The organism is Peribacillus sp. NPDC097225 (genome assembly GCF_044761955.1).
Classification (GTDB): domain Bacteria; phylum Bacillota; class Bacilli; order Bacillales; family DSM-1321; genus Peribacillus.
The window spans coordinates 279,538-291,862 of sequence record NZ_JBIWDJ010000002.1 but is presented as its reverse complement, the minus strand read 5'-3'; the positions used below and the strand labels follow the sequence as shown (position 1 = coordinate 291,862).

The window sequence follows — 12,325 nt, the reverse complement described above, 5'->3', positions numbered from 1 at the left end:
AGGGATAGGATGAAATGGCCTGAAAGCGTAACTATTAAGGAAGTAGGGCCTCGGGATGGCCTTCAGAATGAGAAGGTCATTATCCCGACGCAAAGAAAAATAGAGTGGATCGATCAGCTTTCCGAAACCGGTCTTACTTATATAGAAGCGACATCTTTTGTTCATCCAAAATGGATTCCTCAATTGGGGGATGCCTTGGAGGTGGGTAAAGGAATCAAGCGAAATCCAACTATCACATATGCGGCCCTCGTTCCGAACCGAAAGGGGTTAGAGTCTGCCCTTGAAGCAAATATGGATGAAATATCGGTTTTCATGTCAGCCAGTGAAACCCATAATCTGAAGAATATTAATAAAACAATCTCCGACACATTCCCTGTTCTAAAGGAAGTCATTGATGCAGCAAAAGATTCAGGAAAGACGGTAAGAGGGTATGTTTCCACTGTGTTTGGGTGCCCTTATGAAGGACCAATTGATATCAATCAGATATTCAGGGTATGCGATCAATTATTCGAGTATGGGATCAATGAGCTATCACTAGGAGATACGATTGGCGTCGCCTCTCCTAGACAAGTGGATGTTTTCCTAGAGCAAGCGGTGAAACGGTATGACAAGGACAGTCTGGCCCTCCATTTCCATGATACTAGGGGGATGGCCCTTGCGAATGTCCTCAAATCTTTGGACTATGGAATTGACACGTTCGACTCGGCGCTAGGAGGACTTGGGGGATGCCCATATGCACCGGGTGCGAGTGGAAATGTGGCTACAGATGATCTAGTTCACATGCTTCATAATATGGGCATTGACACGGGAATCGACTCCAAAAAACTGATCCAGTCAGCCTCCATGATGCAAACCTGTTTGGAAAAGCCTTTACCTAGCCATCAGATGGCCATCTACAACGCACAATAAACGCACGAGAGGTGAAGTAATGTTATCGAATGTAAAGGTTAGCCATGAGGAAAATGGAATAGCCATTGTGACATTGAATAGGCCGGATGCAGCCAATGCGTTATCCAGGGAACTTCTTCATAATTTATATGAAACTCTGAATGAATTGAAAATGCTGTCCAATCTTCGGACAGTGATTTTAACAGGGGCTGGAAATAAGGCTTTTTGCGCAGGCGCAGATTTAAAGGAACGGGCTGCGATGAATGAGGCGGAAGTCAAGGAAACGCTTAAACTGATCGGTGACACGATATCGGCAGTTGAAAGTCTTCCGGTTCCTGTCATTGCTGCGATTAATGGATCCGCTTTTGGTGGAGGTCTCGAGTTAGCTCTAGCATGTGATATTCGTATTGCATCAAGCACAGCAAAGATGGGGCTAACGGAAACCTCACTTGGCATCATTCCGGGGGGCGGGGGGACCCAGCGTCTCCCTAGGATCGTTGGCATAGCGACAGCTAAAGAACTGATTTATACGGCAAGGAGACTGGACGCCGAAACAGCAAAACAGATGGGCATCATCAGCCAGGTGGTCGATTCCGAGCACTTGCTTGAAGTAGCCAAAACACTGGCTAATGAAATTGCCGTTAACGCCCCTTTGGCCCTGCGAGCAGCCAAAATGTCGATCAACCAGGGAGTAGAAACCGATTTAAAGACGGGGCTGCAAATCGAACAGGACTGTTATCAGACGACGCTACAAACCGATGACCGGTTGGAGGGTCTGAGAGCCTTCAAGGAAAAACGCAAACCGATATTTACTGGTCATTAACTTCAGTTGAAGGAGGAAGATAAATGGTAACAACCGATAAACTCAGTGAACAGGTTGAAAAAATAAGTAAGGGCGGTTTGGAGAAATACCATCAAAAAAATGCGGAAAAAGGGAAGCTGTTCGTCCGCGAAAGATTAGAGCTGTTATTTGACGATGGGATAGATATTGAGGATGCCTTTTTTGCCAATTGTACGAGTGAAGGCCTTCCGGCGGATGGAGTTGTCACAGGGATTGGAAAAATCAATGGACAGACCGTCTGTGTCATGGCCAATGATTCAACAGTGAAAGCCGGATCATGGGGAGCAAGAACGGTTGAAAAAATCATCCGTATTCAAGAGACGGCCGATAAACTACAAGTACCCCTACTGTATTTGGTCGATTCAGCAGGTGCCCGTATCACGGATCAAGTCGAAATGTTCCCAGGGCGGCGTGGGGCTGGTCGGATTTTTTATAATCAAGTGAAACTGTCCGGTAAAGTACCACAGATTTGCCTCCTGTTCGGACCTTCAGCCGCTGGTGGGGCATATATTCCGGCTTTTTGCGATATTGTTGTCATGGTTGAAGGCAATGCGTCGATGTACTTAGGTTCACCGAGAATGGCTGAAATGGTCATTGGAGAAAAAGTGACCGAGGAGGAAATGGGCGGAGCAAAAATGCATTGTTCCGTTTCAGGTTGTGGAGATGTTCTGGTACAGTCAGAACAAGAATCGATTGCCTTTGCCCGTCGATACTTAAGTTATTTTCCAGGGAATTATCAACAAAAGCCAAAAGCGTGCCAATCAGAATTGCCTGCTGACTTTGAAAAAACGATTGAAGATTTGATTCCGAAAAATCAGAATGCACCATTCAATATGTATGACTTAATCGACAGGATCATAGACCGTGACTCATTTTGTGAAATCAAGAAGCTATTCGCACCTGAATTGATTACAGGTCTCGCCCGACTGAATGGTCAATCAATCGGAATCATCGCTAATCAGCCACGAGTCAAAGGGGGAGTATTATTCCATGATTCGGCTGATAAGGCAGCCAAGTTCATTAACTTATGTGATGCGTTCCATATCCCACTACTGTTTCTTACGGATATACCAGGTTTCATGATTGGTACAAAGGTGGAACAAGCGGGAATCATTCGACATGGTGCAAAAATGATTTCTGCCATGAGTGAAGCTACAGTACCAAAGATTTCTGTAGTGGTGCGAAAAGCTTATGGAGCCGGATTGTATGCAATGGCCGGTCCCGCTTTCGAACCGGATTGTGTATTAGCTTTACCGACCGCATTAATTGCCGTTATGGGTGCGGAAGCTGCTGTTAATGCCGTCTACGCAAATAAAATTAACGCATTGGAAGCAGAAGAACGGCCTGCTTTTATTCAACAAAAACGAGAAGAATATAATAAAGATATCGATATCTATCGTTTGGCTTCCGAGATGATTGTCGACGCAATCATCCAGCCTAATGATTTGCGAGATGAATTGAGTAATCGTTTTGAAGCATATGGCAGTAAACAGCTAACATTCACTGATCGGAAACACGGGGTGTATCCGGTTTAATCAATCACTATCAATAAAAGCCCCCTTTATTAATAGTGGATAGGCTTTAAAATATGATGTGAATACCTCCACTAGCTTATTAAGTGGGGGTATTCCTATGTTTTGGAACTCCTCGCTTTACTATATATTCGTATTTAACGAATATAACATCATACAGTACCCTTCGGCCCAATGCTTTTGTTTCTATTATTTTCCAATATATAATCTCTACAATAATCTTCATATAATTTTCATAGGGACGATAAATAGGTATAAGACGTACTCATCCTACTGTTCTTAAATCATTTTATGAGGTGAAACATCTTGATTAATATATTTCAAGGTAAATCTATAAAAACATCGCTAATTAAGTTGTTATTTGTTTTAATAGCATGTTTGTTACTATTCAATCTGGCAACATTATACTATGATTCTTCCCAATCGGTTGAACAAACCTTTAAGGAAACAGGTATAAAAGACGCAACAAGAGTAGCTTCAAATATCGATCCAGTCCTCTACCAGAAATTTCTTGATGAGCCCAAAGTCAATGACACATACAATCAAATTAAAAATCAATTAAATGATTTTCGAATTAAGTCCGGTGTTCTGTATGTATATACATATGCAGTGGAAGACAACAAGGTCAAAATGATGATCAATGGTTTAGATTCTGGTGAAGGGTCGCCCATTGGGGAAATTATAGAGACGATTACTTATGAAGAGTTATCACCTGTCTTGATGGGTGAAACGTTGAGTACAGATATCATTAAAGATGAAAAGTACGGAAACTATATGTCATCTTTCGCACCCATTAAAGACAAAGATGGAAAGGTCATAGGCATTCTCGGTGTCGATACGGAGGCCGAAACTATTAAATCTATTAAAAATGGCGTACTATCCAGCCTTTTACCGATTGTCATTGCAATTTCGATTATTTTTACTGTACTCATATTGGGAATCGTCTACTATTATCTTGGTAAGAAGCTTAATCCTCTCAAGCGACTATCGGATATTGCAAATGCTATTACGAAGGGGCAGCTTGAAGAGGCCTCGACATTAACGCGGGAAAATAGAATACAATCTACTGATGAAATAGGATTACTCTATACATCTTTTGAAAAAATGACGGAGACTTTATCTGAAATGATAAGAAAAATGCATGGTCTATCATCATCATTACACGAGCAGAGTAGTAAATTGAATAATTCCTCTAATGAAGTAAATGAAGGGACAACTCAAGTGTCCGTCACGATGGATGAAATGGCGGTTGGCGCAGAGTCCCAAGCTAACTTAGCCTCTACACTTTCGGTGGATATGAGAGAGTTTTCCGAAATCATTGCCGCAACAAATAAGCAAGGTCAAGAAATTACCCAGTCAACAGAGGTAGTAATTAATGATTCACAGACTGGCATGAAATTAATGAGCTCATCAATTGAGAAAATGCAGGAAATCTATAATATTGTCTCGGAGTCAGTGAATCAGGTGAAAACTTTGGAATCGCAAAATAAAGAAGTAACCACGCTTGTTACGCTCATTAGCAATATAGCTGATCAAACGAATCTACTCGCTTTAAATGCAGCGATTGAAGCGGCTCGAGCAGGAGAGCAGGGGAAAGGATTTGCGGTGGTAGCGGATGAAGTAAGGAAACTTGCAGAACAAGTTTCTGATTCTGTCAACGGCATCTCTACAATAGTCGGCAACGTTAATAACAACTCAAAAAACATGGTGGAAATCCTTACATCAGGCTTAGAGAAAGTGGATGAGGGAAGAGGAAACCTTCATAAGACAGGTGAAACCTTCGATGATATTTCTACGGAATTGTCCACTATGAATGTATTGGTTCATTCCATGGCAAAACAGTTAATCCTGTTGACAAATAAAGAAGAAAAAATCAAAGGGTCCATTGAAGAAGTTGCGGCCATATCTGAGGAAAACGCTGCTGGTATCGAGGAAGTATCAGCATCTGCTCAAGAAATAAACGCAATGACTGGAGAGATGAAACAGTTAGTTTCCAATTTGGCCGTTGCTTCTGAAGATTTAGAAGAAATGAGTAATCAATACTCAGTTTAAGAATTCAATAAGAGACTGTCCCTTAAATGAGACAGTCTCTTTCTTGTATGTCAACAATTTTACTACTGTAAAGCTACGAGTCAACTTTCAGAAGCAATAGAAAATAATTATCCTTAAAAATGGAAATAATTAAATGTTAAATGTTGCAAAAAAGTGAAAACGAGAGTATTATAATTAGTAATTAAGGATTTACTAATTACTCATCCATTTATTTAAAAGAAAGAAAGTGAGAGCTGCCATGGTTCAGCAAGGTAAAAAGAAATATATCACTCCAGATGGATACACTGCAGACATTGCTATCTTTACGATAACGGCTAAAAAAACTGAGAAAAAAGCACCACCTGAAATGTTTTTGAAACTACTATTAATTAAACGAGCGGCTACAGATAAGGAAGGAAATCCAAATGTTGAAGGCAATAAATGGGCCTTGCCCGGTGGCTTTGTAAATGCTAATGAAACGGCCTATGAAGCCGCAGAAAGGGAGTTAAATGAAGAAACTGGAGTCTCAGGACTTCAAGTGAAACATTTTGGTATGTATGACCAACCGGGCCGTGATCCGAGAGGGTGGATCATCTCAAATGCTTTTTATGCAATTGTTCAGGAGAAATTTCTCCATCAAAGGAAGGCCAACGATGATGCCGCAGAGGTCGACTTATTTACGATTAAGGAAGTCTTACAACTGAATTTGGCTTTTGATCATTATAAAATCATTAATGAAGCGATTGAACTACTGAAAAAAGAAATGATGCAAACGACCATTGCAAAAAACTTCTTGCCGGATGAATTTACGCTTTCGGAGCTACAACGAGTTCTATTGACAGTACGGGATGATGCAAAAATCAGCGCAGATTCATTGTTTTTTTCTAAAGCTCCAAAGCTCCCATTCTTGGAAAAGGTTTTGGATGAAAAGGGTTTACAGAAGAAAACGAAACGTAATTCATTTCGTCCCTCACAACTTTACCGATTTAATGCTGAGATAGTCACGGACTCGATTTATTATTGAGGAGGAATGAAAAATGGGTAAAAAAGCATTGATTAATATCGATTATACGAATGACTTTGTAGCCGATGATGGTGCATTGACTTGTGGTAAGCCTGGTCAGGAGATAGAAGATGCACTTGTCAGTATTACAAAAGAGTTTATTAGACAAGGCGATTATACAGTTTTTGCAATCGATCTTCATGAAAAAAGAGACGGTTATCATCCTGAAGCGGATTTGTTTCCCCCTCATAATATTCGGGGTACAATGGGGAGAGATTTATATGGAAAGCTTAAAGATGAATATGAAATCAATAAAAATCTTATAAATGTACATTATATGGATAAGACACGTTATTCGGCCTTTGCAGGCACGGACCTGCATATCAAACTCAGGGAGCGGGATATTTCAGACGTATACCTAGTCGGAGTATGCAGTGACATATGCATTCTTCACACAGCAATGGACGCTTACAATTTAGGTTATAATATTTTCATTTATGAAAATGCAATCGCTTCATTTAATCAGGCAGGACACGATTGGGCACTTACCCATTTCGAAGGGGTCTTAGGCGCAACGATCATAAAGTAACGTCACAGAAAAAAAGGGAGGTACCGCTTCTCTTTTGGGAGGAACTATCATGGAAAACAAATATAATGACGATAGCTACGCGCTACACACTGATCTATACCAAATCAATATGGCTCAAACATATTGGGAGGATAATGCCCATAACAGAAAGGCAGTATTTGAAATTTTTTTTAGAAAGCTTCCTTTCAATAGTGGATATGCAATTTTTGCGGGACTAGAAAAGATTGTCCATTATCTTCAGAACTTTAGCTTTTCAGAAAGCGATATTGAATATCTAAAAAAAGAATTGCATTACGAAGAGGACTTTTTGAATTATTTGCAGAATATTTCATTTACTGGGACGATACGTTGCATGAAGGAAGGCGAGCTTGTATTTGCCAACGAACCGATATTACGGGTAGAGGCACCTCTTGGTGAAGCACAACTCATTGAAACGGCATTGCTGAACATTGTGAATTATCACACACTCGTCGCTACGAAAGCTTCACGAATTAAGCAGGTTATTGGCGATGAGTCTGCACTCGAATTCGGATCACGCCGGGCACAAGAAATGGACGCAGCCATTTGGGGAGCACGTGCGGCCTATATCGCCGGGTTTGATTCAACAAGCAACGTCCGTGCAGGAAAGCTGTTCGGAATACCGGTATCAGGCACACATGCACATTCTATGATCCAAGCTTATAAAGACGAATACACAGCATTTCATAAATACGCAAGCTCTCATAAAGACTGTGTGTTCCTGGTCGATACCTATGATACATTGCGTTCAGGCATACCAAATGCCATTCGTGTTGCTAAAGAATTGGGTGACAAAATCAATTTCATCGGAGTCCGTCTTGATAGCGGGGATCTAGCTTACCTTTCAAAAGAAGCACGACGCATGCTTGATTCAGCCGGTTTTCCAGATGCAAAAGTTGTAGCATCGAATGATTTGGATGAATATACGATTATCAACCTGAAGCAACAAGGAGCCCGGATTGATATTTGGGGTATCGGTACAAAATTGATCACCGCTTTTGACCAACCTGCATTGGGTGCCGTTTATAAAATGGTTTCAATAGAAGATGAAAACGGGAATATGAGAGATACCATCAAAATTTCTTCCAACCCTGAAAAGGTAACGACACCTGGTCTTAAACGGATCTATCGGATCATTAATAAAGTCAACCACCATGCAGAAGGTGATTACTTGGCGATGGAATTTGAAAAGCCACAGGAACAGGAAAAACTAAAAATGTTTCATCCCGTGCACACTTTCTTAAGTAAATTTGTCACAGATTTCGATGCAATTGACCTGCACGAAGACATTTTTGTAAATGGTACATTAACGTACGAATTGCCATCGATTGATGAAATTAAAGCTTTTACGTTAAGAAACATTCAAGTATTGTGGCCGGAATACTTAAGGGCCTTAAATCCGGAAGAATACCCCGTCGACCTGAGCCAGGAATGTTGGGATAATAAAATGAGAAATATAGATGAAGTGAAAGCCAATGTGGATAGAAAGCTTACAAAATAACGAATCTATTTGGGAAGAGGGGTTATACAGTGCGTCCATTACAAAAAGAAATCATAGAAAAATTACTTGTTCAACCAACAATCAATCCAGAAATTGAATTCCGGAAGAGCGTCGATTTTCTAAAGAACTACTTGAAGAAGAACACATTTCTAAAAAGTTTCGTCCTTGGAATTTCAGGTGGTCAGGACTCAACCATAGCTGGCTACATGGCCCAAGTAGCGATCAATGAATTGAATCAAGAGTTGAAGACCACCGAGTATACATTTATCGCTGTCAGCCTCCCCTACGGTATCCAGGCTGACGAAGAAGATAGGCAGCTAGCTCTGAAATTTATCAAGCCAAGCATGACCGTCACCGTCAACATTAAGGACGCGGTTGACGCATCTGTACGTGCAGTAGAGGAAGCGACAGGGAAAAAATTGACACACTTCCTAAGAGGCAATGCAAAGGCACGCGAGAGAATGAAAGTCCAATATGATTTAGCAGGACTATATAAAGGTGTAGTCCTCGGTACAGATCATGCAGCAGAAGCCATTACGGGATTCTTCACCAAACATGGAGATGGTGCGGCTGATATCATTCCGCTTTACCGTTTGAATAAAAGACAGGGCAAAGAAATCCTTAAATTCGTGGGAGCACCTGAACGACTATATATGAAAATTCCCACAGCGGATTTAGAAGATGATAAACCATTGATTCCTGATGAAGTTGCCTTAGGGGTAAGTTATGATGAAATTGACGACTACCTAGAAGGTAAAGAGATTAGGACGGAAGCGGCCGAAATCATTGAAGGCTGGTATACAAAAACGGAACATAAAAGAAATGAAGCCATTAATGTGTATGATACATGGTGGAAATGATATTAAATGTAGCCATACTGAATAATGACTCAATACAGAACCAAAAAAAACCGTACAACTCTTTTAACTAAGAGTGTGCGGTTTTTTTGGTTCAATAGGGATTACTGAAGAGTAATATGATGAAGATAATAACTTTACATATAAGGAACAGGATCCATTGATCTCATTTTATAGTATAAAATATCTATTTATTAACTTTAAAGCCATTTATAAACTCCGTAATGGTACTATAGAACAACGTTAGAACAAGGAGCGATGGTAAAATGAGTATGGATGTAAATGTTTCCCCTTTGTATGCGATTTTTGGAATATTGGACATAGTTCTCCGGATAATAGCTATACCTGCAATTATATACGGTATATATTTATTACGTAAAATATCTAAAAGGTAGTTTTAAGAGTCGATTGTTTAAAAGCTGATTGATTCCTTTTAATATAATAATGAAGTAAAACAAAGAAAAGCAAGGAGTGTTCAAGCACCTATGTCGAAAATGGTTCGCGTATAACTAAAAACTGAGTGTGATACAACTCATAAATACTTCTATACCGATGAAGTGCTGGATATGTAAGTTTTAAAGAATAAAGGGTTTTATATTAACCTAACTCAGAGTAAGGAATATTTTAGCCATAGAGCCACATCCAGAAGACGACGAGGAGCCGTTGTCACAGAATGGGGATACGTATGGGAATAATTATCCGGTTATAAATGTGAATCCGAAAGGTAATGTAAATTGGACGGTTAATAGTGAAGGCATAGATGCTCGTTTATGGGCGATAAATAGAGGATTATTAAAAAAAGCGATAAAGTTATGGGTATCTAACATCAAGAGAGGCCAAACAAACTTCATATGTGATATTCAAGGATTTGAAAATAGAACCTTACTCCATAAGGATAGGTTTTATTTAGGTAAGGTTTGTGTGAATATAAGTTTCTAATGGTCGGAAAATTTAAACTTTTACTGCTATCATAAATACATATTGGTTTTGGTCGATAAAAAACAGGGGTTCTTTTATACTGAGTAACAAATTTATATTAATTTTATATTATTCAAAAAAGACTCATATTTAACTTATAATTGAAAGGTGTGCAACGATGAAAATGGGTCTTTATTCTATACAACCGAAGTTGGAAGCTTTTGCATCAATTGCTCCACTCCTTAACGAGTTAATGCCTGAAGACATCACAATTGGAGTATGCGATACGGAAAAGTTTTTGTTAAGTGTACCGGGCAAGACTTTTTCCCTTGGTATTGAGCCGGGCTATCCACTTCAAAAAAATGATGCTATTACGGAAGCCATTAGAACTGGAAGAACTGTAAGAGTTTTTGTACCAGAAGGAGTTTTCGGTGTCCCGATTATTGCAAGTGCAATCCCTCTTTTTGATGAAAAGAGACAGGTGATTGGCGGGGTTGGACTTGGTGCAAGTATGGAGCAATATCATGCATTGTTTGGAATTGCTTCTAAATTATCAAAAGCAGTTGAACAAGTAACCGGGACAATTGAAGAGCTTGCTGCCAGCACTATTGTTTTATCCGAGAGCATGCAGCATATTTCCAATCAATCGAGTTCTGTTTTGCAAAGTGTTAGTGAAATCGAGAAAGTGTCTAAGATGGTAAGGGAAGTCTCTGATCTTAGCAATATTCTAGGTTTGAATGCCTCAATCGAAGCAGCCAGGGCTGGAGAGTTTGGGCGAGGGTTTTCTGTAGTTGCAAATGAAATCAGAAAATTGGCGGGTAATTCCAGAAGTCATACAGAGGTAATAAAGAAATCGGTCAACAATATTGAAGATCTGATTAAAACCCTAAGTACCTCCATTACGTCCATAAATGAAGAAACAGAAAATCAATCGGCGGTAACAGAAGAAATTTCAGCAACCATGATGGACATCAGTTCTCATGCAAGTTATTTGGCAGAAATGGCACAGGATATGTTAAAGGGAAAATGATAAAATAAAAATCACTGCATTGAACTGTATCCAATTGATAGACATCCATTTAACAATTGGCGCTGCAGTTTTTTGTCTATTTTCTGCAGAAAAAACCACAGGTTGTTGAACGATATACCTGAAGAAAGATAGAAAAAACCAAATATTAGTGGAAGGCTCTATTGAAGCGCTTCATAATGAAATTGAGTGTTTACATATGGAAACGATACATGAAAAAATTGACTGCTTTAATTCAAAATAAGGAAAAATCACCAAATAGGACAAGCACCAATAGTCTAAGAGTTAAGGTATAAATCCGTTGACTGACTCGAAAAGCTGGGAGTCCCTATAGTACGTATTATGATTTAGTGAAGTGTATGATTTGTTTCATTCCAAATGATGATGTAAAGGTGGAAATTAAGGCTATTCATGAGGAACATAAAATACAATTATTTAGAGGGGCAATAGGGAAAGCCACACCCAATATCCTAATTCTATAGCAGTCGCCCCCTAACGAAAAGTTCCTAACCGCTTTCTGGATGGTAAGATAAAGGAGGGAGAAAAATGCGTACATTTGATTACGAAGTGAGTGAATCCATAGAAAAGGATGAAGTATTGGATAGGATCTATAATCCTCCAATAGATCTTATATACTTTTTTAGAGATGATTCAAATAATGGTTTAACCTATACTTTTCTATTGAATACTGTGAACTTCCCTTTCTTTATTGTAATGAATGATGGCATGGGTTTTTATGAAGATTTTGAACACTTAAAACTATCCAAGCTGGTTCATTTAAATGATATAGAAAATATAAGCTTGAAAGTTTTCCAAGTACAAAGTAATAGGGATTTAAAGTTATTGATGCCTTATATACTTTTTTGTATTACCAATGGATGTTACGGGTTAGTATGTGATTGTCAACAGATGCATCTTCATAAGATTATTTCGTACAATATGGAGGATAAGTATAAACTTAAAAACAATACTGATTTAGATCCAAACGCAACGATTTACTTACTCTCAGATGTCGGGATAAGGATTTATAGCAATGATATGGTTTTAGGTAATATAAGCAAAACAAATCTATTAATAAATGAAGCATTTAATTGAACGCTTATCTAACTTTACAACGAAT

Annotated in this window: 10 protein-coding genes; all 10 read left to right on the top strand. The window is 39.2% G+C overall.

The features are described 5' to 3' along the window. The first annotated feature begins 9 nt into the window (after window positions 1-9). The 10 genes from ACIQXH_RS07265 to ACIQXH_RS07220 all read left to right on the top strand — a co-directional run bounded on the left by ACIQXH_RS07265 (window position 10) and on the right by ACIQXH_RS07220 (window position 12,300). Window positions 10-909, top strand: a complete 900-nt coding sequence (locus ACIQXH_RS07265; RefSeq protein ID WP_402872750.1) for a hydroxymethylglutaryl-CoA lyase — start codon at window positions 10-12, stop codon at window positions 907-909. A 19-nt stretch (window positions 910-928) separates the two neighbouring features. Beyond that, entirely contained in the window at window positions 929-1,711 is a 783-nt protein-coding gene (locus ACIQXH_RS07260) for an enoyl-CoA hydratase (protein ID WP_402872753.1), read from the top strand. 23 nt (window positions 1,712-1,734) lie between these two features. Continuing rightward, a complete protein-coding gene (locus ACIQXH_RS07255; protein ID WP_402872756.1) occupies window positions 1,735-3,264 on the top strand; it encodes an acyl-CoA carboxylase subunit beta in 1,530 nt (509 codons plus the stop codon). A gap of 303 nt (window positions 3,265-3,567) precedes the next feature. Beyond that, window positions 3,568-5,313 (top strand): methyl-accepting chemotaxis protein, encoded by a 1,746-nt coding sequence (locus ACIQXH_RS07250; protein WP_403122870.1) that lies wholly within the window; start codon window positions 3,568-3,570, stop codon window positions 5,311-5,313. Window positions 5,314-5,551: 238 nt separating this feature from the next. After that, the gene (locus tag ACIQXH_RS07245) at window positions 5,552-6,316 is read left to right on the top strand and encodes an NUDIX domain-containing protein (RefSeq protein WP_402872762.1); all 765 of its coding nucleotides are present in this window, start codon (window positions 5,552-5,554) and stop codon (window positions 6,314-6,316) included. A gap of 13 nt (window positions 6,317-6,329) precedes the next feature. Further along, window positions 6,330-6,884 carry a cysteine hydrolase family protein gene (locus ACIQXH_RS07240; RefSeq protein WP_402872765.1) on the top strand — a complete coding sequence of 185 codons (555 nt, stop codon included), beginning with the start codon at window positions 6,330-6,332 and terminating at the stop codon, window positions 6,882-6,884. Between the two features lie 49 nt (window positions 6,885-6,933). Then, the gene (locus ACIQXH_RS07235) at window positions 6,934-8,403 is read left to right on the top strand and encodes a nicotinate phosphoribosyltransferase (RefSeq protein WP_402872768.1); all 1,470 of its coding nucleotides are present in this window, start codon (window positions 6,934-6,936) and stop codon (window positions 8,401-8,403) included. Window positions 8,404-8,432: 29 nt separating this feature from the next. After that, window positions 8,433-9,263 carry an ammonia-dependent NAD(+) synthetase gene (nadE, locus tag ACIQXH_RS07230; RefSeq protein ID WP_402872770.1) on the top strand — a complete coding sequence of 277 codons (831 nt, stop codon included), beginning with the start codon at window positions 8,433-8,435 and terminating at the stop codon, window positions 9,261-9,263. Between the two features lie 1,093 nt (window positions 9,264-10,356). Next, a complete protein-coding gene (locus ACIQXH_RS07225; RefSeq protein WP_402959080.1) occupies window positions 10,357-11,208 on the top strand; it encodes a methyl-accepting chemotaxis protein in 852 nt (283 codons plus the stop codon). A 543-nt stretch (window positions 11,209-11,751) separates the two neighbouring features. Continuing rightward, window positions 11,752-12,300 (top strand): hypothetical protein, encoded by a 549-nt coding sequence (locus ACIQXH_RS07220; protein WP_403080134.1) that lies wholly within the window; start codon window positions 11,752-11,754, stop codon window positions 12,298-12,300. The last annotated feature ends 25 nt before the right edge of the window (window positions 12,301-12,325 follow it).